The organism is Mucilaginibacter sp. GW821-FHT07G05 (assembly GCF_059418565.1).
The window spans coordinates 282,095-309,071 of record NZ_JBWKQC010000002.1 but is presented as its reverse complement, the minus strand read 5'-3'; the positions used below and the strand labels follow the sequence as shown (position 1 = coordinate 309,071).

Here is a 26,977-nt window from a genome sequence, read left to right as displayed (position 1 = left end):
ACAATGGAAAACAACAATAAAAACATATTTGGCTTTTATAGCGGCCCCGATGCAAACTCCCCCTTCAGGGGGTTAGGGGGGTTACTAAGAAACAACATCAAAAACCTTGTCCCCTATTCATCGGCACGCGATGAGTTTAAGGGTGAGGCAAGTGTGTATCTTGATGCCAATGAAAACGCGTTCGGCTCACCGCTGGATACGCAATACAACCGCTACCCCGACCCTATGCAGTATAAGGTTAAGAAAAGGATCAGCGAAATAAAGGGCGTACCACCACGCAACATATTTTTAGGCAACGGCAGCGATGAAGCTATCGATGTTATTTTCCGGGCATTTTGTAACCCCGGTGTTGATAACGTGATACTGGTACCGCCTACCTATGGCATGTACGAGGTGTCGGCTAATATCAACGATATCGCTATCCGCAGGGTATCGCTCACTGCCGATTTTCAGCTAAACCTCGAAGGTATTGCCGAGGCGATTGATGAGCACACCAAACTGATATTCATCTGCTCGCCTAATAATCCAACGGGTAACTCAATTAACCGCGAGGATGTTGAAACCCTGCTGGCCAACTTTAGCGGCTTGGTAGTTGTAGATGAGGCATATATCAATTTCAGTCGCCAAAAAAGCTTTATACAGGAGCTTACCGAATACGCCAACCTCGTAGTGCTGCAAACCCTTTCAAAAGCATGGGGACTTGCCGGTTTACGTGTGGGTATGGCCTTCGCCAGCGAAGAGATCATTGAGGTGTTGAACAAGGTAAAACCACCTTACAACATCAACGAGGCATCGCAGCAACTGGCTTTAGAGGCCTTGGCTAATGTTGACCAGGTGAACGGCTGGATCCGCGAAACGCTGGCACAGCGCGATAAACTGGTGCTCGAACTTAAAAACCTCGATTTTGTGTTGGACATCTACCCATCCGACGCTAACTTTATCCTTGTTAAAACAACGGCCCCTAAAGAAATATACAATTTCCTGGTGCAAAAAGGTATCATTGTGCGCGACAGATCGAAGATTGATCTTTGCGAAGGTTGCCTCCGCATTACCGTGGGTACGCCTGCTGAGAATGAATTATTGTTGAAAAACTTACAAAACTATAAATGAGCAGTTTGCAGAAAGTATTATTCATTGACCGCGACGGAACAATGGTAAAAGAACCTGCCGATGAGCAGGTAGACTCGTTTGCCAAGCTGGAATTTTATCCGCTGGCATTATTATATCTGCCCAAAATAGCAGCCGAACTTAACTACGAGCTGGTAATGGTTACCAACCAGGATGGGCTCGGCACTGCATCACACCCCGAAGAAAACTTTTGGCCGGTGCACAATTTCATCCTTAAAACCTTTGAAAACGAGGGCGTAAAGTTTGATGCCGTATATATCGATAAAACCTTCCCGGCCGAAAACGCGCCTACCCGCAAACCGGGCACAGGCATGCTTACGCAATACCTCGATCCGGAAAAGTACGACCTTAAAAACTCGTACGTAATTGGCGACCGCAAGAATGATGTACTGCTGGCTAAAAACCTGGGTGCAAAAGCTTTGTGGTTAAACAATCAATCGAACCTGGGCGGTGCCGAATTTCAGCACGATACCTCATGGGCCGATGAGGTACGCGATACCATCGCCCTCGAAACTACCGACTGGAAAGCGATATACGAATACTTAAAATTAGGTCAGCGCGTTATAGAACACAGGCGCACCACCAAAGAAACCGATATTTACATCAAGATCAACCTCGACGGAAAAGGCGATGCCAAGGTATCAACCGGACTGCACTTTTTTGATCACATGCTCGATCAGATTGCCCGTCACGGCAGTATCGATCTGGAAGTTGAGGCCAAAGGCGATCTGCATATCGACGAACACCATACTGTTGAGGATACAGGCATTGCCCTAGGCGAAGTTTTCGGTGAGGCATTGGGCAACAAAAAGGGTATTGAACGCTACGGTTTTTGCCTGCCTATGGACGATTGCCTGGCACAAGCGGCCATAGACTTTGGCGGCCGTAACTGGATAGTTTGGGAAGCCGAGTTTAAACGCGAAAAAGTGGGCGATGTGCCTACAGAAATGTTCTACCATTTCTTTAAATCGTTCAGCGACGCGGCCAAATGCAACCTCAATATAAAAGCAGAAGGTTATAACGAACATCATAAAATAGAAGCTATATTTAAAGCCTTTGCCAAAGCCATAAAAATGGCGGTAAAAAGAGACGTGAACAATATGGTTTTACCAAGTACAAAGGGAGTACTTTAGTAGAGAGTAAAGAAGTGAGAGCCAGGAGATAAGACCAGCTTCGTACTGCTTCTTTATTCCTGAATCTTAACTCTTGATTCTCTACTCCCTAATCTGAAAATAAAATGATAGGCATAGTTAGATACGGCGCCGGTAATATATTCTCGCTCACCGCGGCATTGGAGCGGTTGGGTATTGAGTATGGTATGATAAATACTGAAGCTGATTTTGAACAGTTTGACCGTTATATTATACCCGGCGTAGGCCATGCAGGCGCGGCAATGCATAAATTGGAAAGCACCGGACTGGTGCCCAAAATAAAATCGCTCACCAAACCCGTACTGGGTATTTGTGTGGGGATGCAATTACTCACCTCATACTCTGAAGAGGGCGATGCCAACCTGCTGAACATCGTTCCGGTGCGTACTTTGCGCTTTAAAGACAGCGCTGAATACAAGGTTCCGCACACCGGTTGGAACCGCGTTTTCCCCGAAAAGGACAACAAACTTTTTGAAAATATACCCACAGGTTCACACTTTTACTTTGTACATTCATACTTTATTGAGTATGCCGGTGCATATACTTTGTCGTCAACTACTTACAACAATAAATTTTCGGCATCAATTTGGCTTGATAATTTTTACGGGGTACAGTTTCACCCTGAAAAATCCGGTGTGTATGGTGAAACCCTTTTAACAAATTTTTCTAAAATATAACGGCATGTATATTATTCCAGCTATCGACATTCTGAACAAAAAAGTGGTACGTCTTCGCGAAGGCGATTATGGCCAGGTAACCGAGTATGATGTTTCGCTCGAAGAAATGATCGAAAGGTATCAGTCAAACGGTACAAACTTTATTCATATTATCGACCTTAACGGCGCTAAAAACGACTTTACCAACCAGCAATACCTGTTTGATGTAATCCGCAAAACAGAAATGAAGGTGCAGTACGGCGGTGGTATCCGCAGTATTGAAAAGGTAAAAGAACTGATTGATGCCGGTGTACACCGCGTAATTGTAGGTACCCAGGCCCTTACCAATCCTTCGTTTTTAGAAGATTTGAGCAAATCTGTTTGCGGCCGCGATAAATGTTCTGACCAGGTAGTGATAGCTATCGATGTGCTCGACGAGGTAATCAAATACTCCGGCTGGATGGAAAGCTCTCCCATTAAATTAATGGATTACGTTGATAAATGCCTGGCATTGGGTTTCTTCAGGTTCCTGTGTACCGATATCAACAAAGACGGCAAATTAGGCGGCGCAGGTATCGACCTGTATGCTAAACTGTTAGACCATTCGCCGTTTATTAAACTGATCGCTTCGGGTGGTGTAAGCTCAATGAAAGATATTGAAGACCTTAGCCGCCTCAAAGTAGAATCGTGCGTGGTAGGCAAAGCCATCTACGAAGGTCATATCTCTATCGAAGACGTAAAAAACTGGAACTTAGAATCGCTGATATCGATATAAGGCCCCCCAACCCAATTTTTAAAACACCCCGTCATTGCGAGGTACGAAGCAATCTCTTTAGGACAAGTAGCACACATTGCAAATCCGAATTGCTTAAGGAGATTGCTTCGTACCTCGCAATGACGCTTTAATAATACAATGTTATCTAAACGAATTATCCCCTGCCTTGATGTAAAGGATGGCCGCACCGTAAAAGGTGTGAACTTTGTTGACCTGCGTGATGCGGGCGACCCTGTTGAACTGGCCTGGAACTACTCGAACCAGGGTGCCGACGAACTGGTTTTCCTGGATATTACCGCCACTGTTGAGCGCCGTAAAACTATGGTTGAGCTGGTAAAATCAGTAGCGAGGCAAATCAATATCCCTTTCACTATTGGCGGTGGCATTAATGAAATTGCCGATGCTGATGCTTTGCTGAATGCAGGTGCCGATAAAATATCCATCAACTCGGCCGCGGTGCGTAACCCGGCGCTTATTGATGAGCTGGCAAAGGCCTTTGGGGTGCAGTTTGTGGTGATAGCGGTAGATACCCGCATTATTGATAACAAAAACATTGTGCACCTGAATGGCGGCAGGCTGCCTACCGAAAAGGAAACCTTAAACTGGATACTGGAGGCCGAAAGCCGTGGCGCGGGCGAAATACTGCTCACCTCTATGGATCATGACGGTACCAAGGCCGGTTTTGATAATAGCCTGTTAAAAACAGTGAATAATGCGGTGCATATCCCGGTGATCGCTTCGGGCGGCGCGGGTTCGGTACAGCACTTTGTAGATGTGTTTGAGAAAACCAATGTGGATGCAGCCCTGGCCGCATCGGTATTTCACTACGGCGAAATATTGATCCCCGACCTGAAAGGCATCCTGAAACAAAACAATATAGAAGTAAGAATTTAATAAAGTGGTCGGGGTCGGGGTTTGAGTGGTCAGATACACTCCTGACACCCGCCACCCGAACCCGGCCACCGGCAACTGAACATAAAATGAACATCGATTTCGACAAAACAGACGGTTTAGTACCCGTGATCATTCAGGATGAGCAAACCCTTGAGGTGCTGATGCTGGGCTATATGAACCGCGAGGCTTATGACAAAACCGTTCAAGAAAATATAGTCACCTTTTTTTCGCGCAGCAAACAACGTTTGTGGACCAAAGGCGAAACCAGCAACAACTTTTTGCATGTAAAAGATATTAAGCTGGATTGCGATAATGATACCCTGCTGATAAAAGTTAAAGCCGACGGCCCAACCTGCCACACCGGCGAACGCAGCTGCTTTAAAACTGATTACAACAGCAACTTTATTAACGAGCTGGAACGCATTATAGGCGATCGTTATGAGAACCCGCAAGAGGGATCGTACGTGAACAAATTGCGTAAAAAAGGGTTGAACAAAATAAGCCAGAAGGTAGGCGAAGAAGCGGTTGAAACCGTAATAGCCGCCCTTGCCGAAACCGAAACAGACCTAATCAACGAAGCATCCGACCTGGTATTTCACCTGCTGGTACTACTCCGAGAAAAGAACCTGAAACTGGAAACTATAGCGAAAAATTTAGAAGAGAGACATAAGTAGGGTTTATGGTTTATGGTCCATGGTCGATAGTCCATAGACCATGGCAATATACTGGAACTATGGTCAATGGACCATGGACTATCGACGATTCACAATTAACTACCATGGTCTATGGACTATCGACCATGGACTAAAAACAATGATTACAGCGGAAAAGATAGCGGAACTTACCGGGCATAGTAACCCCATTTTTACTGCCGAATTATCGCAGAAGCCGGGCATTTTGTTTACCGGCGGTAACGATAAGGGTGTGGTGGAGTGGAGCCTTACGGAGCATGCTTTTATAAAAGTGATGTTCCCGGTGCCGTCGTCGGTTTACGCTATACATTGCCCGGAGGGTTACCCGTATTTGTTCGCGGGTTTACGCACAGGCGACGTGGTGGTGTTTGATTTTTTGCAGCAAAAAGTGATCAAGCTGTTAAAGCATCATACCAAACCCGTTTTCGATATTAAATCGGCTCCCGGTAAAAAAGAACTGCTGGTAGCATCTGAAGATGGTTCGGTAACCATTTGGCAATTAGAAAATCTCAATTTGCTGCATACCATCAATGTATCGTCGGATACGGTGCGGTGCATCGCCCTATCAGAAAAGCGTGGACAAGTGGCTTTTGGCTGCCGCGATAACAATATCCGTCTGTACGATCTGGAAGATTATTCCTTTATAACCACCTTGAAAGGGCACAGCATGTCGGTGTTTTCATTAAGTTATTCCCCTAATGGCGACCACCTCATTTCGGGTGCCCGCGACGCGCAGGTGAAGATATGGGACACTCGCAACTACGAATTACTGCATAACATCCCGGCACACCTCTTTGCTGTTAACCATATCGCTTTTCATCCCACTCTCCCCTATTTTGCCACGGCGAGTATGGATAAAAGCATCAAAATATGGGATGCCAACGATTTTAAACTCCGTAAAATTATCAGTCGCGAAAAAGGACTGCCTGCCCACGTCCTTTCCGTAAATAAACTGGTTTGGAACGGCGATCAGCTTATCTCCGTAAGCGACGACAAACGTGTGATGATATGGGATATTAAGTTCAGCTAATCAGCTACTTATTCATTCCGTTCATCTTTGCCTCAAAAGAAAGAAAGCTTAAAGATATAACGTAAACTTATACTTGATTTAGCCTATACAGGCAAGTCGTATTTGCGTTTATATTATGAAAAAGTTTATACTTTTTTTGCGGTTGTGTGTGGTGCTATTATTTTTTTGTTCTACTGCCGTGGCACAAACAACGTATGACTGGGCCGGTACAACAAGTAGCGCCTGGTCAACTGCAAGTAATTGGCGGGTTAATGGTACGGCTCCGGGAGCAGCACCTTCTTTAAGTACAGATATAATAAGAATTGGCACTAACAGAACATTTAGTAATCCACCAGCCATTGCATCAGGAACATTTACTTGTGCATCAGTAACATTTGGCCCTGTTACCACTATAACGCTAACAGTTGATGGTACCCTTAATGTAACCGGGCAAATAATCCAAAACCATAGTGCATCTTTATTGATTCCTACAGTAACTACTACACTAACTGGCGCTGGTACTATCACATGTGGTTCATTAACAGTAGGTGATATGACAGCGCCTGTCGCACTTGGTAATGTATCGACTATTAAATCAAATATTAAGCAATTAACCATTAACGGCGATCTTACCGTAAATTCAACTACGGTGGTTACGATTGCTGTTCCTCCTCTTATTTCCGCCGGTATTTTGAATAATAATGCAATATTTAATCTTGCAAATGATGGTACTACAGCAAGTACAGTAACTGTTGCGGGCCAATTAAAAACAACCAATCAAAATCCAGGGTCATTGCTCGGCATAAGCCCATCAGCTAATATCAATCTTACCGTATCCGGTAGCCAGGCCGCTACTTTACAGCTATCTGCTATAACTGCTATAAGCATTGCAAGCTCAACATACGGTGGTGTAGATTTTTACGTCCCGGGTGGAGGTACAGGTAGTGCGACGGTAGAATACTCCAGGAACACAGCTGGTGCTCCCCAAACGCAAACGGTATATACCAATACTACAGTTGCCGGTCTTGACAATTCGCCCTCCACTTATCAAAACATTTCATTTTCAGGATTATCTCCGAAAAGCATCCAAACCGACAATCTACTCATCAACGGCAACTGGAACTCAACCTCCACATCAGGTAAAGTGGATGCCGTAACCAACAGCCCTAACGTCATTTTCCAGGGAACCACCCAAACCTTAACCGACGGTGGTTCTGATGGTGGTATAGGGGTAGTATTCAAAAACGTTTTCTTTCAGGGAGGCGGTACAAAAACCATTACATCTGGTAAGTTCGCGGTAGCGTCAACAGGCCTGCTTACCATGGCTGCAAGTACAACGCTGGCTGCCGGCGGCAATCTCACCTTAAATTCAGATGTCAACAGTTCGGCCAATGTGGCCAGTATGCCGCCAACGGCTTCTATTACGGGCAATGTGAATGTACAACGCTTTTTTAAGGGCAGTTCGGCCAGTTTAACCATGAGGGGATACAGGTTGATCTCGTCGCCTGTGTATACAGGTTCAGTTACTACGCCTGCCGCCGCCAATGTTTTCGATTTAAGCTATTTAACCAACAATGCTTATGTATCGGGCGCGGGTGGTGCTACCAATGGTTTTAACGCGCCATCGGGTACAAATCCTTCGTTATATCTTTATCGCGAAGACGTGGTGGGTACGGCCGTTTCATTTACGTCGGGCAATTTTAAGGCCATCACCAAAATAAATAATTCGCCAGTTTACAATACAGGCTCACTTCAGCGGGCCACCATTACCAATACCGCTAATGATACCATAATGCCCATACCGGTAGGCAACGGCGTGCTCTTTTTTTTCAGGGGAAACAATACAGGCGGTACCACCAAAACCACGCAGCCATTCGCCTTCCCGGAGGATGTTACCTTTACCCAAACGGGTGTGCTTAATTCGGGCACCATCAATGTGCGCTTATGGTATCGGGGCGATAATACACTGCCATCAACACAAATTACCAACCCATCGCCGGGCAATGCCAACATACAGGGTTATTGTTTGGTAGGCAATCCCTACGCTTCCACTATCAACTGGGAAAAATATAACCGAAATAACCCCAACTCCACCATATACGGTACGGGCGGGGTGGGCACCACTATTTGGATGTATAACCCCAGCAACAAGCAATACGGCACTTATGTACGCCGCACGGCTACTATAACTTCATCTGCCGATACCACTACTACCGTATACACCGGCACTAATAATGCCAGCAATATGATAGCCAGCGGACAAGGCTTCTTTGTCCGCGCGGTTTCAACGGCCGGTACCTTATCCTTTCGCGAAGGTGCACGCACTACGGCGCAACCATCGGCGAGTAACCTTAATTTGCTCATGGGGCTGCCCAAGCAATTCGCTGTTGATCCGCCACGGCCTGAGCCATCTATGCGCCTAAAAATGGTGAAAGATACTATTAACGATGATGAAGTACTCATCAACTTTGATAACAATTACGCTGCCGAATACGATAGCAATGAAGACGGTATAGATATTGGCGGCAACGGCGCGCTGGTGAGCTTGTCGGTACTATCGTCGGATAGTGTTACATTGGCCATCAACAGCCTCCCGCTTCCGCAAAATGCTGCCCGTATTATACCTGTAGCGGTAAATGCTACCGCATCGGGCACTTACGAGTTACGCTTAACCGAACTGAAGAACATCCCGGCGGTGTATAGCGTGTGGTTAAAAGATAACTTAACAGGCGATTCGGCCAATTTGCGTACCAACGCCATATACAGCTTTGCTATTGATAAGGCTGATGAAAACTCGTTCGGTAAAAACAGGTTAAGTATCGTGATTAGTCCCGACCCGGCACTGGCTTTAAAGGTGGTGGATATTAAGGCATCAAAAACAGCGGCTGGCGCGCTCATCAACTGGACAACCGCCAACGCTTACAACTCATCTATATTTTACCTGGAACGCAGTACCGATGGCGGAACCAGCTACAGCGTATTAACCACCTTTACCTCAACCAATGCCGATGATTACAGCTATACCGATTACAACCCGCAGATTGGTGTAAACCAGTACCGTTTACGGGTGAAAGACGTCACCAATAACATCATCACCACGCAGCCGGTATCGCTTAAATATGAAGAACCGCAGATGGTAAGCAGCAATGTAATGGTGTACCCTAACCCAACGGTAAACTTTGTAAATGTAAAACTAAGCAAAGGCGAACAAGCCGGCAGCTATACCATTAACCTGATGAGCAGTTCGGGGCACTTGGTTACCACGGCGGTTACATCGCAGGCCTCATGGCAATACAACGCGGGCAACCTGTTGCCGGGTACATATATTGTAAGGGTGCTCGATAATAAAACCAAGCAGGTTATAGGTCGCGGAAAGTTTGTGAAACAGTAGTGTTTAAAAGTAACGCTTCATGATGCAAAACTTATGGGTATAGCGTTTTTGCTCTTCAGAGTAAATGCCTTTTTCATCAAACAGCTCAATTTTCACCCTGCCCGACGCATGGATGATATGTTTTTGATCGAGCATGATCCCTACGTGGGTAATGCGGGCATCCTTATTCTCAAAAAAGGCTAAGTCGCCCAGTTTTACGGTTTTAAGGTCGGTTACTTCGGCACCCTGTTTGGCCTGCTGACTGGCATCACGGTCAATTTTAATATCGTGCAGTTTAAAAACAGATTGTGTAAAACCCGAGCAATCAATACCCAAATGCGTACGGCCTCCCCAAAGGTATGGCGAGTTTAAAAATGATTTGGCGGTGGTGGCTATATTGGCGCTCGCCCCTATTTCGCCCACAATGGTAAAAGTTTCGTGCCCTATTTTACAACGGTCGCCCTCCAAAAAAACCAACGAACTGCCAACGGGAAGATATAATACACTGTTATCAGCCTTTTTCCAGGCCTGTGTAATGGCACGATGGGTTTGCGGTACATGGCCATTTTTTATTTGCTTATAAGCGATATGGCCAAGCGGGTTCACCTGCAAACGGGCTATCCAGCCTTTATAGTTATCATAAGCGGTGACGATTTGTACCCAATGTTCCTGCCACTCCAATATTTCAAACGCCTCGCCAAAAAGCACTTGCGAAACCTGCTCACTACGTTCGTTGGGTTCGGCCCGTAAGGGCACTACCGCCAGGTTACATATACCGTATTCCATTTAAGTTTATAAAAAAATTAAAATTAATAAATAATATGAATTATATTTGTAAGTACTTACGTAATTATATACATAGATATGTCAATAATAGATGATTTGCAGGAATTAGCCGTTGGCGCGAGGATGAAAAGGTTGTACGATACATTCTCAAAAGATGTAATACAGATATATAAGGATGAGCAGCTGGATAATTTTGAACCCAAATATTTCACCCTGTTTTACCTGATACGCAAGCGCGGCGAAATTGGCATTACCGATATTGCCGAAGAATTGGCCCTCACCCATCCGGGAGTGATCCACCTGGCTAAAGAGCTGGAAACATTAGGCTATATCGAATCGGTAAAATCAAAGACAGATAACCGTAAACGCATCCTTCGCCTATCAGAAAAAGGCACGGCATCCTTACAAAAGTTTGATCGTGTTTGGGATAAGATCCTGCTTTTGAACAGAACACTTTTTAATAATCAAAAAAATAATTTACTCACAGCAATAATGGAAACCGAACAACAATTAGATGATAAACCGTACTATCAGCGGTTTAAGGAGATGTTTGAACCGTTAGACAGCACAGGTGTAAGTATCTTAAACTACGAACCACAGCTGGCTAAATACTTTAAATCGTTAAACATAGAGTGGATCAATACCTACTTTACGGTAGAAGAGCACGACTTGGAACAACTTAACCACCCCGAAGATCATATACTGGCCGGTGGCGGCAAAATAATTTTCGCTAAGGCCGATAATGAAATTGCAGGCACCTGCGCCCTCATAAAAACAGGCAAAAACGAATACGAAATTGCCAAGATGGCCGTAGCGCCTAAATTTCAGGGGCGTAAAATTGGTAACGCCCTGATGGAAGCCGTTATTAAAATAGCCAAAGACCTGAAGGCCGAAAGGGTATGGCTTGGCTCAAATACGAAGCTTGGCCCGGCACTGGGCCTGTACGAAAAATTTGGCTTTAAGCATATCCCGGTTGGTAATTCGCCATACCAAAGGGCCAATGTTAAAATGGAAATGTTTTTATAAACCCGAAAGTTAGGCGCATAAAAAAAGGAATATCCAAAACGGATATTCCTTTTTTGTTAATGTTATATCGGGGCTTACTCGTTAATGTGGAGCCAATCCTTTTTCGCTAAAAGCTCTTCTTCAGTTTCGCGGATATCTTCATCATCCACACAGCAATCAACCGGGCAAACCGCGGCGCACTGTGGCTCATCATGAAAACCAACACACTCGGTACACTTATCAGGTACTATATAATATATATCGTCAGACAAAGCAGCCTGTGTTTCTTCAGCATTTAAAGTGTTGCCATCGCCAAAATCAATAACACCTCTTAAACCCGTACCATCAGAAAATCGCCAGGCGGCACCTGCATCATAAATAGCATTATTCGGGCACTCCGGCTCGCAGGCCCCGCAGTTTATGCATTCATCGGTGATTTTAATCGCCATATTCTAAAATATCTTATTAATCTAAATAACTTTGCTTCCTGTAAACCTACAGTTATGCAAATATAACAAAAAAAGCAATCGGGGGTTTACACAGTTAGTATATAAATATGTCAAATTACAATTTAGAAACATTCATAAAAGCATTTTCTGTATTGGGCGAGCACTTGCGCAATCCGGATGATGAGCTGCAACAGCTGATAGCTACCGAGCAATACCACAATGCCTGGTTTACCCCGGCAAGCGTAAACGCCGCCGTTGCCGCCATTGCCGAAACCCTTAACAGTTACGATCTTACCAAGTGGACAAGCCAATATATCATCGACCAAAATAAGTCCGCAAAAAAAGTAGGACTGATACTGGCGGGCAATATTCCGCTGGTTGGTTTTCATGATATTTTGTGCGTGCTCATTACCGGTAACCATGCCCTTATCAAGGCATCATCGCAGGATGCACGCCTCATCAAATACATTTTGCACAAGCTGGTTACCATTGAACCTGCCTTTGCCGATAGCTATAGTTTTGTAGAACGCCTGCAAGGTTTTGATGCCGTAATTGCCACCGGCAGTAATAATACCTCGCGTTATTTTGAGTACTACTTTGGTAAAGTGCCCAACATTATCCGTAAAAATCGTAACAGTGTGGCGCTGCTTACCGGCAATGAAACCGCCGAGCAACTGTTTAATCTTGGGCATGATATTTTTGATTACTATGGCCTGGGTTGTCGCAATGTATCAAAACTGCTGGTGCCTAAAGATTATGACTTCACCTTCTTTTTTGAGTCGATAGAAGCGCATAATGACATTGCCAACCACAATAAATTTCATAACAATTACGATTACAACAAATCAATATTCCTTGTAAACCGCGATAAGCACCTTGATAACGGCTTTTTGCTGGTAAAGGAAGACGAGCGCTTCGCGTCGCCATTGGCGGTTTTGTATTTTGAGTATTATGATGATTTGGCTGCCGCCGAAGAAAAGCTTAACCTGCAAACCGAAAGCATACAATGCGTGGTAAGCGCCGCGCCGCTGAACATACCCAACCAGGTGGTGGACTTTGGCCAAAGCCAGCAGCCGGGCCTGGCAGATTATGCCGACGGTGTGGATACGATGGCCTTTTTAAGCAGTTTATAAAACTATGCCGCGTTAGCGATTGCAGTGGAAAGCCCGGAATGCAGCGCAGCGAAATGAGGACTTGCAACGGAAAGCGCGGGCCGAAGGCAACGCCCAAGTGTATTTCTTATTAATTAGCTACATTAAATTATTACGGGATTATTACCTTTACACCTATGTATGTTATCAAAGTAAAAGGCGTTGCCAAAATACCCGATTATGTACAGCTGCGCGATGATAAGTTTACCCTGCTGGCTTATTTCAGGGTAGATAGGCCCGACAAATCGCTGGATAAGGTGGGTTTGGGCGATAAGGCCGCGCAAATTATGGACATTATTAAAGACCTCCCCTTTGGGAAGATCTTAAAACTGGAATTATAAAATGATTGGAAATTCAATTATAAAACTGAACGGCGCTGATATTTTTCAGCAAAAGCACCTCGTACTATCAAACGTGAACCTGCATATTGATAAGGGTGATTTTGTGTGGCTGATAGGGCAAACCGGATCGGGCAAGAGTAGTTTGCTGAAGGTGCTTTACGGCGATATCAATATTGCCAGCGGTACAGGGCATGCCTGCGGATACGATCTGGATAAGATAGCGCCAAAGGATATTCCGTTTTTGCGCCGCAAGCTGGGCATTGTTTTCCAGGATTTTCAATTATTGACTGATCGCTCGGTAGAGCAAAACCTGCACTTTGTGATGCAGGCTACCGGCTGGAAAGATAAAGGCCTGATCAATGAGCGTACGCTTGATGTGTTGGAAAAAGTTGGTCTGCGTTCGAAACTGAAAAAGATGCCGCATGAGCTTTCGGGCGGTGAGCAGCAAAGGGTGGTAATTGCACGCGCCCTGCTTAACGACCCCGAAATTATACTGGCCGATGAACCTACAGGTAACCTCGACCCGGATACATCAGAAGAAATTGTGATGCTGCTGAAACAAATCAGCCAGCAATCGAACACAGCGGTGCTGATAGCCACGCACGATTATCATATCATCCGCACGTTTCCGTCGCGCATTATTAAGTGCGAGAACGGCAAGGTGCTGGAGGATGTACAAATAGCTTAAAACTTAATTTTAACAAACGCCCTTTGCCGGTAAAAAAGCAAAGGGCGCTTTATATTTACCCCATACCGGCGGTTTGTAAAAACCTGCCATACAACGCTGCAACTGCCATTACAACATTGGCAGCACTGCCAGTGCTACTTAAAAAATCACAACCATGCTGACAGCTTGTCGGCTTTACAGCCGTGGCAAGGTACTTGATTGGCAATATTAGCTATGAAATTTAACGATATGCTGAAGAAAAAGAAGAAGGAAAATACTGATACACCTGAAAACTTAACTGACGTGACAAACGATACCAACCCTGTAGAAGAACAGGAACAAAACGAGGAAACTCAACAAGCCGCGCCGGAGCCATCTGCCGAGGAAAAGTTTAAAGAGGAACTTGCACTGGCAAATGACAAATACTTGCGCTTATACGCTGAATTTGATAACTTTAGGAGGCGCACCATTAAAGAGCGTGAAGACGCCCGCAAACTGGAAGGCAAAGACCTTATTGTTTCGCTGCTATCTGTACTTGATGATTTTGAACGCGGTATAAAAGCAATGGAAACCGCTACGGACGTTATCCCGGTTAAAGAAGGTGTAGCGCTTATTCAGCACAAGCTAAAAAATATACTTGCACAAAAAGGTTTAGCCGAAATGGATGCCATAGGCCAGCCTTTTGATGCCGATATACACGAGGCCATCACTAACATACCTGCCCCTACCGATGATTTAAAAGGCAAGGTGGTTGACCAAATGGAGAAAGGCTACACACTTAACGAAAAAGTGGTACGCTTTGCCAAAGTTATAGTTGGAAGTTAACAATTAGTGAAATACTGATTGTGTGAATGAGTGATTATTGGAGCTTCCAAAACAATCACTCATTCGCTCATTTACTAAATCGCTGATTTAAAAAATAAGAAGATAGAATGTCTAAAAGAGATTATTACGACGTACTGGGCGTTGCCAAGGGTGCCGATGCGGATGAGATAAAGAAGGCCTATCGTAAGATGGCCATCAAATATCACCCGGATAAGAACGAGGGCGACAAGGAGGCGGAAGAAAAATTTAAGGAAGCAGCCGAAGCTTACGAGGTTTTAAGTAACCCCGAAAAACGCCAGCGTTATAACCAGTTTGGCCATGCTGCCAACGCGCAATCGCCTAATGGCGGTGGTGGCTACGGCGGTGGTAACATGAATATGGACGACATATTCAGCCAGTTTGGTGATATATTTGGTGGTGGTAGTCCGTTCGAAGGTTTCTTTGGTGGCGGCGGCGGTCGTCAGGGTGGCGGCAGGCGCGTAGCCCGTGGCAGCAACCTGCGCATCAAGGTAAAACTAACCCTCGAAGAAATTGCCAACGGTGCCGAAAAGAAGATAAAAGTAAACAAACAGGTTTTATGTAAAACCTGCGATGGTAGCGGCGCTAAAGATAAATCATCGTTCCAAACCTGTAAAACCTGTGGTGGCTCGGGCGCAGTTCGTCGTGTTACCAATACCATTTTAGGCCAGATGCAAACTACCAGCACCTGCCCTACCTGTAATGGCGAAGGTTCGGTAATTACATCGAAATGTAACGTGTGCCATGGCGATGGCGTGGTACGTGGCGAAGAAACCATTACCATTAACGTACCTGCCGGCGTAAGCGAAGGCATGCAACTAAGCATGAGCGGCAAAGGTAATGCTGCCCCACGCGGCGGTGTACCGGGCGACCTCATCATACTTATTGAGGAAGTACCGCACGAAACCCTGAAACGCGATGGCAACAACATCATATACGATTTGCATGTAAACTTTATTGATGCCACTTTAGGCACCAGCGTTGAAGTGCCTACCATTGATGGTAAAGCCAAAATTAAGCTTGACCCGGGTACCCAAGGGGGCAAAATACTGCGCCTAAAAGGTAAGGGCGTGCCCGAAGTAAACTCATACCGCCGCGGCGACCAATTGATACACATCAACATTTGGACACCAAAGGTTGTGAGCCGTGAAGAACGTGAAATATTAGAGAAACTGCAAAACTCACCAAACTTTAAACCAAATCCGGGTAAGAATGATAAGAGCTTCTTTGAACGGATGAAGGAATATTTTGAGTAGTTTATTTTAGTCTGAAAAGACCGGAAGTCGGGGTAGTCGGGAAGACGGAAAGCTTTGGGGACTGATGAGATATACAGAAGCCCGTGATCGTAATGATCACGGGCTTTGTTTTTATCAGGTAAATCTAATAAACGCACTAATTTCGTAAAAGCTTGGCGGGCATTAATATCTTTACGGCTTAATACATTTTTACATGAAGGTAAACAACACGACCAATATACTGGCCTTCGTCATGACGATGATCCACATCATTGCCATAGGCTTGCTTTTTGGCCTCAATATCATCAATGTTCCAATCAATAGTACTATCTATTACGTTTTCCTTTTCTTTTCAGAAACCAGCTACATTATCGTGCTGCTATACCTCGTAGCCGTATTACGCAAGTGGACCACCACCGCTACCGTGTTACCCTACGCGCTGTTTATGTTTCTTGAACTGGCTACCTTTCTTGGTTCGTTGTTGCTATCACCAAATGCGGAAACCCAAAAGATACTGGCTGGTTTTAGTATGGCCTTTTTCGTGATTGAAACCTACATGGTGATCATTACCCTGCGTACCAAATTTAAAGAACTGGCTATCCCCTTCCGGGCGTTTGCCATTACAGTTTTGCTTTGCCATCTTATTAAGATCAGCATTCCGTTGGTGATACTCACTTACTTTCACGATAAGTTTAACCCGGCAACTGTAAAGTTTATGCTGCTGTATTCAAACTTGCTGTACCTGCTGCCATCATTCGCTATATTCTTTATTCTGCAAAAAACTTCGTTACTTTTAAGCGGCAATGTTAAGCCTGCTTTAAAGTAAAAATACAGCCAAACTATTTACCGTATTTATAAGTTTACTGGTGATATGAATAAACGCGTAGCGGTAATGGACCTTGGTACCAATACCTTTCACTTACTGATAGCCGAAGGTACAATTACCAATTATCACGAACTGATACATGAGCATATTGCCGTTAAGTTGGGCGAGGGAGGCATCAATAAAGGCTTTATACAGCCCGAAGCCTTTCAGCGGGGATTGGATACCATGCAACTGTTTCAGCGGGATATAGAAGCTCATAACGTTACCGAAGTGCGCGCCATTGCAACCTCCATGCTGCGTAACGCGGCCAATGGCACCCAATTTATTAACGAGGTAGCTCAACTAACAGGTATCAACATTGAAATTATTGATGGAGATGCCGAAGCCAACTTTATATACCATGGGGTTAAAGCGGGTGATTGCCTTTCTGCCGGTAACGTATTAATTATTGATATTGGCGGGGGCAGCGTTGAATTTATTTTAGGGAACGATGAGCACATCATCTGGAAACAAAGCTTTGAAATTGGCGCGGCAAGGCTGATGGATAAGTTCCACAAAAGCGACCCTATTCCGCAGGCATCTATTGATGAATTGAATAATTACCTCGAAGATAAGTTAAAAGATATGTTAACGGCAGTAGCCGGATACGAGATCGGCCAGTTGATCGGCTCATCGGGGTCTTTTGAAACCCTGGCCGAAGTAGTTGAACAAGCCAAAGGCCGCCATTTCGACCTGAAGACCACCAAAAACTATTTATTTGAAAATGATGACCTTATAGCGGCAACTGACAAGCTCATCGATTCATCGCACGCGGAACGCGAGGCCAATAAAGCCATTATCCCTATCCGGGTAGATATGATTGTAGTAGCGTCGCTGATAACACGTTTTGTGATGCGTAAGCTGGGCATCGGCAATGTGCTGATGTCGACCAATTCGCTAAAAGAAGGGGTTTTGACGGGGATGCTGGATTAAGCCAGTTTCAGCAATTGCTGGTACAGTTTTTCGGTAGGCAAACCTACAATATTGGTGTAGGAACCGTTGATCTTTTCAATACCGATCAGGCCGATGCGCTCCTGAATGCCGTAAGAACCGGCTTTATCCAACGGTTGGTATTGTTCTACATAACTCCGGATCTCCTGTTCTGTCAGCTTACGGAAGAACACTTCAGATACATCGAAGAACTTATTATAATGGTGCTTATTTAGCAGGCAAACGCCGGTTACTACCCTGTGTACCCTGCCCGATAGCAACGTCAGCATTTCTACCGCGTGTTCCGGGGATTCGGGTTTTCCCAGTATCAGGTCGTCAATACAAACAATGGTATCGGCGGTAAGTACAATATCGTCGCCAAGTTCTTCATCAAAGGCTTCGGCTTTTTTTGAGGCGATGTAAACCGCTATCTCTTCCAGGCTTAAATGCGCCGGGTACGATTCGTCTACATCCTTTAGCACTACACGAAAGTCAACATCCATCAAACGTAACAACTCCTGCCTGCGCGGCGATTTGGATGCCAGTATAATTGAAGGTAGCGTTGCCATAGTGATTGCTTTTTTTGAATTTTGACTTTTAACTTTTGAATTAAATACTACCAGCTATAAGCTTCGGCATTCATCCATTTGCCTTGTACTTTCAATACTTTTTCTATCACATCGCGGGCGCAGCCTTTGCCACCTGCAAACGGCGATACGTATTCACAAACCGCTTTTATCTCTTCGGCGGCATCGGCAGGGCAAACGGGTAACCCGGCCAGTTGTATCACCCCCAAATCAGGAATATCATCGCCCATGTATAAAACGTTGGTGGCTTTAATGTGGCGTTCTTCGAGGTATATTTTAAACTTTTCGTCCTTGTTGCGCGCGCCTACAAATACATCGGTAATGCCAAGGCTGTTTAAACGGTAAATAGAGCTTTTTGAGCGACTGCCCGATATGGCACATACATTATAACCACACTTAACGGCCAGTTGCATAGCATAGCCATCTTTTATATTGAAGGCACGGCTTTGACTGCCGGTTTCCGTTACAAAAACAGAACCATCGGTAAGCACGCCATCCACATCAAAAATAAAAGTGGTGATATCTTTAAGCTTGTTTAAAAAAGATTCCATGTTGGGGGTATTAACACTGATCGGCTTAGGGAACTATTTAATTTTGAGCCTGCCTGCGGCAAGCTCAAAAATTGCAAATCTCTTATTGATTATCGCGCCATTCGTACACCCAGGCCGATTGGATCTGCTCCAGGTGACCTTCGGTTGATTGCTCGCGTGTACCGGCAAAGTTAGGCAGGGTCAATATCCACTCTAACAGGTCGGTAAACCGGATACGGTATATTTTCGATTCATCAAAATCATCGCCAAACTTTTCGTAAAGCTCTATGGCAATATCTTCATGATCGTTCCAGTATATGGGCAGGGCAAATTTATTTTCTGTCATTTTGGGGTTTATATGCTGTACTAAAAATTAGTGTCCTAAAAACTGCGACTGATCAGGCAGGGTTACTTCAATATCGCCATCGATAATAACGCACTGGCAACCTAAGCGCGAGTTAATGCGCGGGTTAACGGCCCTGTCAATAAAATCTTCTTCTTTATCAGCAATTTCCTGTATGTTATCCATACCACGGTTAACGTATACATGGCAGGTGCTGCATCCGCAAACACCACCACAGTTATGCTGTAGTTCTATACCATTTTCAAGGCAAACATCCAGCACGGATTCCCCTTCGGCAATGGGGAGTTCAATAGGCTCGTGCCCCTGTTCCTCAAAGTTTATCTTTACTTTAAAAATATTCATTTTGGCAAAAGTAACAAAATTACCGATGGTAGCTAAGTGCTTTTATCCATTTTGATAATACCCTGACTGAGTACCTCATATATACGCTGCAAATCAGTTTGACCGTCAAGCAATTGCAGATGCGCATTCATTGGTATTTCATCATTACGCACCGCCGGACCGGTTTGCACATCGGCAGGGTTATGCTGCTGTACTTTTTGGGCGGTTTCGTCAATTAGGGGGCGTATGAGGTCGAAAGCGAGATCGTGCTGTGCCAAAAGCTGCTGCGATACATGATACAGGTAATTAGGAAAGTTGCAGGCAAACACTGCTGCCAAATGCAATATCTTCCGCTGATCGGAATTAACCAGGTAAACTTTGTTACTCACCGTGCGGGCAAGTTCCTGTAATGTATTTACTATCTCGTCGTCTGCACCTTCAAGGCATAAGGGGACATTCCTAAAATCGAGCTCGCGGGTTTTGCTGAACGTTTGCAGCGGATAAAACACACCCGCGTTATCAGTAAAAGCCTTTATAAAAGCCAAACTACTGGCACCCGATGTATGTACTATCAACTTATTGTAACCTGCAAGCACCTCGGCTATACCGCCAATGGCATCGTCTTTAACAGAAATAACAAAGATGTCTGTTTCGGTATTGATATGGGTAAGATCATCAATGGCTTCGGCGCCTACATGATAAGCCAGCAGCGCGGCGTTTTGCATGGTGCGGCTATAAACCTGCACAATGCGGTGACCGGCATTTTTAAATGCCGCCGCCAAATGTGTAGCCACATTGCCCGAACCTATAATAGTGATACGCATGTTGTAGATATATAGGCGAAATTAAACAATTAATAGCTTTTCAGCCCATTCTAATCCATCGGGCAGTACCGATCGACTAAATTCTACGTGGATCACCCGCCTGTTGTTGCCGTTTACAGTTCTGTTAGACGAGTGAAGCAATAAGGGTTTCATGATCATGATGCCGCCTGCTTTTACTGTGCATGTTGCTTCTGTTTCGTTGTCCCAATTGATGGCATCGGCACGGTACTCGCCTTTGCTATGCGATTGTGGAATTACTTTCAGCGCGCCGTTATCCGCATCGGTATCATCTAAATGAATACGTATGGTAAAGTTATCTTCAAGGATATTTAACGGAGGCTGTACTGCGAATTGGTTATGCTTAACCGTCCACGGGCCGTAACCCGGCAGATCAAGTTTTTTATTTACCGATATAGTGAGGTCCTGATGATAAGCTACAAACCAGTTGGAGTTACCGGGCTTATCAAAATAGATGGATTTAACGATGAAGTAATCATCGCCAAATAATTCGCCAATAAGTGTGTTTAAATTATTATTAAATACCAATGGCACTATCGCCGGTATTTCTTTAAAGAACTGCCTTATAGCAAACAGGTCTTTAGTTTTACGAAAGTTGGGATTTGCAGGATCGATAGCCTCCAGCATGGCTGTAATATTATGGAGTTCTTCAGTAGTATAAACATCGTGGATAATAGTAAACCCATTATCCACGATGTTTTGCTGATCGAACTGCAGATCTTTCAATGCTGATTAGCTAACCTTCAATTCTTTATTACGACGGAAGATAGACATCAGGAAGCCGATAACCATAATAATTGTACCCGACCACAGGAAGTTGATATACGGGAACGCGATAGCACGCATTACTATGTAAGGGCGTTTGTTTTGAGGCTGCTGATATACGCTGATCTCTACCTTATTACGTTCAGGGATGATCTTAGAGAAACGTACTTTCAGGCCGATATCGTCAATAGTTTTAGCAAAATCGAATACGTTACGGCCTTTAATTACATAGATAGGCTCGGTGGGGTAGGTTTTACCGTTAACCACCACATCCAGTTGCGCGCCTACGGCTACATCGCCTTTGGCCAATGGCATATTATGTAATTTCGCCTGTTTGTTAATACCTTTAAATACCATAAAGCCATCGCGGAAATTAATGGTATCACCTATGGCCACTTCATGCGGCACAGCCGGATCGTATTTTTTATCTTCTTCAGGGTTTCCGTGTGCGCTGTCATCTCCTTCTGCCGGTTCATCATCGTATTTGATGGGCGCCATGCTGATGTGCGTATACAAATCGTGGAACAGGTAGTGTTTGGTATCAGGAGATGAAACCAGACCCATTTTGCGGTTAGCCTGCGAATTTGGTTTCAGGATGAAATGATCGGTAACGTTACCCTTAGCATCCAGCTTTTTATATTCTACCTTAAAATAATGGTTAGGCGTAGCGATGGAATCGCCGATATAGCTCACCATATACTCACCCATTCTGATAGGCTCGTTTTTGTAGATCAGGATATTTTCTTTAGGGTTGTTGCCTTTGGCAAATTCGGCGCCGTATTGTTCGCCGGTGGTATTTTCAGATACTACCTTGCTGGTACCCGCCGCGATAAGCGCGCCTATCAATATAAAACCAAAGCCAATATGCGCCACTGCCGATCCGGCCAGTTTCACCTTGCCTTTAAATACATCGGCCAATACTTTAGCATTTGCTAATACCGTGTACACCGCGGCAAACATCACCAGTACAAACACAAACTGTAATTTATAAACACCGGTTACGTAAGCGGCCAACGCTGTAATAGCAGCCGAACAGAACAGGTAAACCACCAAAGTGATGAAGAACCTTGTAGTATCGGTCTTTTTATATTTTAAGAATTGGGTAAAGCCTGTTAATATAGCGATCACAACCGCGAAACCGCCTTGTACCACGTTGTAAATAGGTACCGGTTTCAAAGGTGGCGCAAAGTTGGTACCGAACATCCAGTTCCATACCGGGATAGACGTCATGAGCACCAGTTGAAGACACGATAACGCCATCATGATAGAACCTACGAACATCCAGAACTCACGCGAGTGCGTTTCTTCGTCTTTCTTAGTGATCGGCATTTCTTTCCAGCGTGCAATAATGAACCCTATCGCGATACCGAGGAAGATGAATACATCAATAATGAGGTGCCATTTCATACCTAAATCGGTAAAGGCGTGTACCGATGTTTCGCCCAAAATACCACTACGGGTAAGGAACGACGCGTACAACACCAGCACAAAGCTGATGAGCGTTAAAAACGTAGCCGTAAAATAAGAGTGACCTGTATTTTTATAAACGATAAGTACGTGTAATGCACCTACTAAAGTTAACCACGGGAACAACGAAGCGTTCTCCACCGGATCCCATGCCCAAAAGCCACCAAAGTTTAATGATTCGTAAGCCCAAAACGAACCCATGATAACACCTGTACCCAATATCATTACCGCGAAAAGCGAATAAGAAATAGCCGGTGCTACCCATTCTTTGTAACGCCTTGTCCATAAACCGGCAATACCGTAGGCAAACGGAACGATCATAGACGCGAAACCGAGGAATAATATCGGTGGGTGAATCACCATCCAATAGTTTTGCAGCAGCGGGTTAAGGCCGTTACCGTCTTTAATATAACTCAAATAATCTGGGCGACTAAAAATAGGCCCTTCAATAGCATGGCGCAGCAATATGAACGGCGAGCTACCTATGCGTGAACCGAAAATTTCCACACCGATAAGCATAGAAGCGATCATAGCCTGCGCTAAACTCACAACCGTCATTACCGGGGCTTCCCACGATTTTGCTTTGCGGATGAGGATGTTACCTAAAACGGCTTGCCAAAAAGTCCACAGCCAAAAGGCACCTTCCTGGCCCTCCCAAAAGCATGAAATAATATAATGTACCGGCAGCGTGGTTGACGAATGCGCCCATGCATAATGGTACTCAAACAGATGGTTATAAATAATATAAAACAGGCAGCAACCAATACCTACTACTGATAGGCTATTGATATAAAAACCTATTCGGCCCAAATTACGCCACGAGGTATCATTAACGTTTTGTGGTTTTGCAGCAAAAAAATAACTGATGGTTGATAGCAGGGCCGCGCCAAAAGAAAGAATAATAAAAAGTTGGCCTAAATTCCCCGGTAAAAGGTGTTCGCCTTTAAAGTCTGTATCCATTAAATAATTATAAACTGGCCTGTTTAGCGGTGGCCTCTGTAACTTCTACTTTATCCTCGGTGTATTTCGATGGGCATTTCATCAGTATTTTTGATGCGTGAAACTCGTTGCCTATCATTTGTCCGGTAAGCACCAATTGTTCTGAACGCTCAAAATCCTGTGGCTTAGTGCCGTTGAAAACCACTTTGCACTCCTGCCCCTTACTATCTTTCATATAAAACGAAAAGTAGTTGGCATCTTTAAGGGCATCATAGTACAGTTCTTTCTTTTTATTTAACTGACCATTAATGTGCAATTCACCATTGGTAGCACGCGCTTCGGTAAACGTGCCGTAAGTACTTGTTGAAGCATAGGTACTTATAATTACTGCAATAGCAATGGCAATAACTATAATACCGAATATTGAACCTTTTTTCATTCTGCGGTTTACTCCTTGTAATTCGAGATTACAAAAATACGAAACGTGCACTTAATAATGTTTATTGTAAGGGATATATGCTATTTAGAATTGTTCTTGATTAATTACATATAGTATTCCCTTAGTCAGCCTTTTTAAGATGTACACTGTCATCCTACGCGAAGCAAAGGATCTATCATTGTTCAGGTCTTCGTTAGGAATGGTTCTGCTGTAGTTATCGTTAGTGGATGTTAGGGTTGTGCTTTGGCATGGTGTGTTGACTCACCCCGCCTACGCTTCGCTGGGCGACCCTCTCTTTCGCAGGCGAAAAAGAGGGTATAAGAAAATAAAAAAACAGCAGTAGCTACGGCTACGGCCGAGTGACGACTATTACGCGGCGTCCCGCCGCTGTACAATAGAATGCGTATTTAGAAAGCGCGTATGTCACGAGTTACGCTATGCTAAACTCGCGACAGCAGAGAATCTTTCAACACTCAAGCTTTGACAACTTTTAAAAAGTTGTCAAAGCTGAAGGTAGCAGAGCCCCTTTCCCGTAGCCGTCAGCAAGCAGCTTCGGGCGAAAGCGGGCAGAACTGTGGTGGCCAAGAGCGCAAAGGCGGGCATAGGAACTTGTTGCATGCGGGATGGAAATGAGCGGCGAAGCATGGGGCAAAAGTTCCAGCCCAAAGTTCTGACAGCTTTGCAGCGCAGAGGCCGTGTGCGAAAGAAGCCTTTTGCTGGACAAGGGTTTTGTTACTTTTGCCCTCAAAAGTAATGGGGCCCTGCGCCCAAGAGCAGGCTAACGTAAATTACAGCACAAGCCAAACCTAAGTAGAGATTGCTTCGTTCCTCGCAATGACGTGATTTATATAATACGCACAGAACGTGATGTGATCGCTTCGTTCCTCAACAATGACAATAATTTATAGATCAACACAAACAAAAAGAGGTAAGCCATAAGCTCACCTCTTTCTGTTTAACTTTTAAATTATTTACGGCCAAACACCAAGGTTTTGGTACGATACCGCGATTTTGTTGATAGCGCCTACAAACGCTGCGGTACGCAGGGTATCAATTTTGTCTACATTTTTGAAGGTTTCACGGATCTCGTGGTACGAGCGGATCATGGTATCTTCCAGACCTGAATTTACCAGTTCCAGCTCTGATGCGCCTTTGATAATGCTTGAGCGTTGAAGCGGTGTTAACGCTACGCCTGTAATGCCTTCAACCATATTCACCAGGTTAAGGTTGGTATTTTCTTCAAACCTGCGGTTGATACGACCGAACGCTACGTGCGAAAGGTTTTTTAACCATTCGAAGTATGATACCGTAACACCACCCGCGTTGGCATACATATCCGGGATTATAAGGCCGCCTTTGGCGTAAAATATGGCTTCGGCTTCCGGAGTAGTTGGCCCGTTGGCACCTTCGGCGATGATCTTGGCTTGTATCCTGCCTGCATTGTCGCCGGTGATTTGGTTTTCCAAAGCTGCCGGAACAAGAATGTCGCATGGCTGCTCTAAACCTTCTGCCGAAATTTTGAACTCTTGTTTAGCGCCTGCGTATCCTAAAATAGAACCCGTTGCTTTGCGGTGCTGAAATACGGCATCTACATCAAGTCCGTCTTCGTTGTAAATAGCGCCTTCAAATTCGCACAGACCAACTATAGTAGCGCCAAATTCGGTTAAAAACTTAGCAGTGTAAAAACCTACGTTACCCAGGCCTTGTACAATTACACGCTTGCCGTTTATGCCGGTGGTTAAGCCCAGTTTTTGCATATCCTCGGCCACATCAACACACTCACGAATGGCAATAGCCACACCACGACCTGTCGCTTCCCTCCTGCCTGCAATACCATGCAGCGCGATTGGCTTACCGGTAACAGCACCCAAAGCATCCAGCTGACCGGGATTCATGGTGGCATAGGTATCGGCTATCCAACTCATTTCGCGCTCGCCTGATCCATAATCCGGTGCGGGTACGTCAATGCTGGGGCCTATAAAGTTTTTCTTTATCAGTTCAACCGTGTAGCGGCGGGTAATATTCTCCAGCTCGGTAACGGTGTAGTTTTTAGGGTTGATTTTGATACCGCCTTTAGCGCCGCCAAAGGGTACATTTACTATGGCGCATTTGTAGGTCATAAGGGCGGCAAGGGCCATTACCTCATCTTCGTTCACCATTTCGCTGTAGCGGATACCACCCTTTGTTGGCGACTGGTGGTGCGAATGCTCCACGCGCCATGCATCGATCACTTCAAAACCATTACCCTTACGTATCGGGAAACGGAAACGGTAAACACTGTTACATGATTTGATCTGATCTAACAGGCCGGCATCGTGTTTTGTAAACTGTGCAGCGTAGTCAAAATTCTTGCATACATCACCAAAAAAGTGAGTATCCTCATCGGCAATCAAGATATTATTAGCCATGTGTTATTTTTCTGATTAATTAATTGGTTGTTAATACAGCGCAAAGTTGACACAATTTTCAGCATATCTGCAAATGCCAAAACGGTTAGTGTTTTTGCTACACTACATAACAAAGCAATTAAATCAATGTTTAAACAACATAGGTTTATTTTTTGAACTACTTTTCGTTTTCGATTTTTTTTAATCTTTTATCTATCGAGAACAGATAAATGGCTAATCCAACGAAAATAATAGCCAAAGTAACCACCACAACGTATATTTTGCCCGAGCTGCGCAGCGTATCGGCCATTTCAACATCGTTGCCTGCCTGGGCAAAAACGGCGGTAAAATTGAGTAACAGGAGTATTAAGGAAAGTATCTTCTTCATT

At 44.7% G+C, this 26,977-nt stretch carries 29 protein-coding genes; 16 read left to right on the top strand and 13 right to left on the bottom strand.

Features of this window, described 5'->3' with window-relative positions; genetic code table 11:
* Positions 1-3 precede the first annotated feature (3 nt).
* The 7 genes from hisC to AC07NA_RS05675 all read left to right on the top strand — a co-directional run bounded on the left by hisC (position 4) and on the right by AC07NA_RS05675 (position 6,326).
* Positions 4-1,110: a histidinol-phosphate transaminase gene (gene hisC, locus AC07NA_RS05705; protein WP_494896430.1), complete on the top strand. Its 1,107-nt coding sequence runs from the start codon at positions 4-6 to the stop codon at positions 1,108-1,110.
* Positions 1,107-2,261, top strand: coding sequence for a bifunctional histidinol-phosphatase/imidazoleglycerol-phosphate dehydratase HisB (gene hisB / locus AC07NA_RS05700; protein ID WP_345210678.1), 1,155 nt, complete (start codon positions 1,107-1,109; stop codon positions 2,259-2,261). Before hisC ends, hisB begins: the two co-directional genes overlap by 4 nt.
* 104 nt (positions 2,262-2,365) lie before the next feature.
* Positions 2,366-2,956 (top strand): imidazole glycerol phosphate synthase subunit HisH, encoded by a 591-nt coding sequence (hisH, locus tag AC07NA_RS05695; RefSeq protein WP_494896428.1) that lies wholly within the window; start codon positions 2,366-2,368, stop codon positions 2,954-2,956.
* A gap of 4 nt (positions 2,957-2,960) precedes the next feature.
* Positions 2,961-3,710: a 1-(5-phosphoribosyl)-5-[(5-phosphoribosylamino)methylideneamino]imidazole-4-carboxamide isomerase gene (locus tag AC07NA_RS05690; RefSeq protein ID WP_345210676.1), complete on the top strand. Its 750-nt coding sequence runs from the start codon at positions 2,961-2,963 to the stop codon at positions 3,708-3,710.
* A gap of 138 nt (positions 3,711-3,848) precedes the next feature.
* Positions 3,849-4,604, top strand: coding sequence for an imidazole glycerol phosphate synthase subunit HisF (gene hisF, locus AC07NA_RS05685; RefSeq protein WP_494896426.1), 756 nt, complete (start codon positions 3,849-3,851; stop codon positions 4,602-4,604).
* An 86-nt stretch (positions 4,605-4,690) separates the two neighbouring features.
* Entirely contained in the window at positions 4,691-5,278 is a 588-nt protein-coding gene (gene hisIE / locus AC07NA_RS05680; protein ID WP_345210675.1) for a bifunctional phosphoribosyl-AMP cyclohydrolase/phosphoribosyl-ATP diphosphatase HisIE, read from the top strand.
* A 40-nt stretch (positions 5,279-5,318) separates the two neighbouring features.
* Entirely contained in the window at positions 5,319-6,326 is a 1,008-nt protein-coding gene (locus tag AC07NA_RS05675; protein ID WP_494896424.1) for a WD40 repeat domain-containing protein, read from the top strand.
* Positions 6,327-6,434: 108 nt separating this feature from the next.
* On the opposite strand, the gene AC07NA_RS05670 is transcribed toward AC07NA_RS05675, so the two are convergent.
* A complete protein-coding gene (locus AC07NA_RS05670) occupies positions 6,435-6,833 on the bottom strand; it encodes a hypothetical protein (protein ID WP_494896423.1) in 399 nt (132 codons plus the stop codon).
* Positions 6,834-6,858: 25 nt separating this feature from the next.
* Here AC07NA_RS05670 and AC07NA_RS05665 point away from each other — a divergent pair, with 25 nt between their 5' ends.
* Positions 6,859-9,696, top strand: a complete 2,838-nt coding sequence (locus AC07NA_RS05665; RefSeq protein WP_494896422.1) for a DUF8693 domain-containing protein — start codon at positions 6,859-6,861, stop codon at positions 9,694-9,696.
* 3 nt (positions 9,697-9,699) lie between these two features.
* On the opposite strand, the gene AC07NA_RS05660 is transcribed toward AC07NA_RS05665, so the two are convergent.
* Entirely contained in the window at positions 9,700-10,461 is a 762-nt protein-coding gene (locus AC07NA_RS05660) for a C40 family peptidase (RefSeq protein ID WP_494896420.1), read from the bottom strand.
* 78 nt (positions 10,462-10,539) lie between these two features.
* Here AC07NA_RS05660 and AC07NA_RS05655 point away from each other — a divergent pair, with 78 nt between their 5' ends.
* Positions 10,540-11,487, top strand: a complete 948-nt coding sequence (locus AC07NA_RS05655) for a bifunctional helix-turn-helix transcriptional regulator/GNAT family N-acetyltransferase (protein WP_494896418.1) — start codon at positions 10,540-10,542, stop codon at positions 11,485-11,487.
* Positions 11,488-11,561: 74 nt separating this feature from the next.
* On the opposite strand, the gene AC07NA_RS05650 is transcribed toward AC07NA_RS05655, so the two are convergent.
* Positions 11,562-11,915 (bottom strand): 4Fe-4S dicluster domain-containing protein, encoded by a 354-nt coding sequence (locus AC07NA_RS05650; protein WP_345210670.1) that lies wholly within the window; start codon positions 11,913-11,915, stop codon positions 11,562-11,564.
* 107 nt (positions 11,916-12,022) lie between these two features.
* Here AC07NA_RS05650 and AC07NA_RS05645 point away from each other — a divergent pair, with 107 nt between their 5' ends.
* The 7 genes from AC07NA_RS05645 (at position 12,023) to AC07NA_RS05615 (ending at position 17,950) form a co-directional block, all read left to right on the top strand.
* Positions 12,023-13,048, top strand: a complete 1,026-nt coding sequence (locus AC07NA_RS05645) for an acyl-CoA reductase (protein ID WP_494896416.1) — start codon at positions 12,023-12,025, stop codon at positions 13,046-13,048.
* 155 nt (positions 13,049-13,203) lie between these two features.
* A complete protein-coding gene (locus tag AC07NA_RS05640; RefSeq protein ID WP_345210668.1) occupies positions 13,204-13,407 on the top strand; it encodes a fructose-6-phosphate aldolase in 204 nt (67 codons plus the stop codon).
* Position 13,408: 1 nt separating this feature from the next.
* On the top strand, positions 13,409-14,095 hold the full coding sequence (locus tag AC07NA_RS05635; protein ID WP_345210667.1) for a cell division ATP-binding protein FtsE: 687 nt from the start codon (positions 13,409-13,411) through the stop codon (positions 14,093-14,095).
* A 213-nt stretch (positions 14,096-14,308) separates the two neighbouring features.
* Positions 14,309-14,899, top strand: coding sequence for a nucleotide exchange factor GrpE (locus AC07NA_RS05630; protein ID WP_494896413.1), 591 nt, complete (start codon positions 14,309-14,311; stop codon positions 14,897-14,899).
* 107 nt (positions 14,900-15,006) lie between these two features.
* On the top strand, positions 15,007-16,173 hold the full coding sequence (dnaJ, locus tag AC07NA_RS05625) for a molecular chaperone DnaJ (RefSeq protein WP_345210665.1): 1,167 nt from the start codon (positions 15,007-15,009) through the stop codon (positions 16,171-16,173).
* A 193-nt stretch (positions 16,174-16,366) separates the two neighbouring features.
* On the top strand, positions 16,367-16,978 hold the full coding sequence (locus AC07NA_RS05620) for a hypothetical protein (protein WP_494896410.1): 612 nt from the start codon (positions 16,367-16,369) through the stop codon (positions 16,976-16,978).
* A 45-nt stretch (positions 16,979-17,023) separates the two neighbouring features.
* Positions 17,024-17,950 carry a Ppx/GppA phosphatase family protein gene (locus AC07NA_RS05615; RefSeq protein ID WP_494896408.1) on the top strand — a complete coding sequence of 309 codons (927 nt, stop codon included), beginning with the start codon at positions 17,024-17,026 and terminating at the stop codon, positions 17,948-17,950.
* On the opposite strand, the gene AC07NA_RS05610 is transcribed toward AC07NA_RS05615, so the two are convergent.
* The 10 genes from AC07NA_RS05610 to AC07NA_RS05565 all read right to left on the bottom strand — a co-directional run bounded on the left by AC07NA_RS05610 (position 17,947) and on the right by AC07NA_RS05565 (position 26,976).
* The gene (locus AC07NA_RS05610) at positions 17,947-18,516 is read right to left on the bottom strand and encodes a Maf family nucleotide pyrophosphatase (RefSeq protein WP_494896406.1); all 570 of its coding nucleotides are present in this window, start codon (positions 18,514-18,516) and stop codon (positions 17,947-17,949) included. The two genes, AC07NA_RS05615 and AC07NA_RS05610, sit on opposite strands and share 4 nt — an antisense overlap.
* Positions 18,517-18,563: 47 nt before the next feature.
* The gene (locus AC07NA_RS05605) at positions 18,564-19,085 is read right to left on the bottom strand and encodes a KdsC family phosphatase (protein ID WP_345210660.1); all 522 of its coding nucleotides are present in this window, start codon (positions 19,083-19,085) and stop codon (positions 18,564-18,566) included.
* A gap of 82 nt (positions 19,086-19,167) precedes the next feature.
* Entirely contained in the window at positions 19,168-19,410 is a 243-nt protein-coding gene (iscX, locus tag AC07NA_RS05600; RefSeq protein ID WP_345210659.1) for a Fe-S cluster assembly protein IscX, read from the bottom strand.
* Between the two features lie 27 nt (positions 19,411-19,437).
* A complete protein-coding gene (locus AC07NA_RS05595; RefSeq protein ID WP_345210658.1) occupies positions 19,438-19,770 on the bottom strand; it encodes a 2Fe-2S iron-sulfur cluster-binding protein in 333 nt (110 codons plus the stop codon).
* A gap of 32 nt (positions 19,771-19,802) precedes the next feature.
* Positions 19,803-20,573, bottom strand: a complete 771-nt coding sequence (locus AC07NA_RS05590; RefSeq protein WP_494896403.1) for a Rossmann-like and DUF2520 domain-containing protein — start codon at positions 20,571-20,573, stop codon at positions 19,803-19,805.
* 21 nt (positions 20,574-20,594) lie between these two features.
* Complete coding sequence (locus AC07NA_RS05585; RefSeq protein WP_494896401.1) at positions 20,595-21,317, bottom strand: phytanoyl-CoA dioxygenase family protein; 723 nt, start codon at positions 21,315-21,317, stop codon at positions 20,595-20,597.
* Between the two features lie 6 nt (positions 21,318-21,323).
* Positions 21,324-23,783: a cytochrome c biogenesis protein CcsA gene (gene ccsA / locus AC07NA_RS05580; RefSeq protein WP_494896399.1), complete on the bottom strand. Its 2,460-nt coding sequence runs from the start codon at positions 23,781-23,783 to the stop codon at positions 21,324-21,326.
* Positions 23,784-23,790: 7 nt separating this feature from the next.
* Positions 23,791-24,201 (bottom strand): cytochrome c maturation protein CcmE domain-containing protein, encoded by a 411-nt coding sequence (locus AC07NA_RS05575; protein WP_345210654.1) that lies wholly within the window; start codon positions 24,199-24,201, stop codon positions 23,791-23,793.
* Positions 24,202-25,172: 971 nt separating this feature from the next.
* Entirely contained in the window at positions 25,173-26,609 is a 1,437-nt protein-coding gene (locus AC07NA_RS05570) for a Glu/Leu/Phe/Val family dehydrogenase (RefSeq protein WP_345210653.1), read from the bottom strand.
* 157 nt (positions 26,610-26,766) lie between these two features.
* Positions 26,767-26,976, bottom strand: a complete 210-nt coding sequence (locus AC07NA_RS05565; protein WP_494896396.1) for a CcmD family protein — start codon at positions 26,974-26,976, stop codon at positions 26,767-26,769.
* Position 26,977 lies beyond the last annotated feature (1 nt).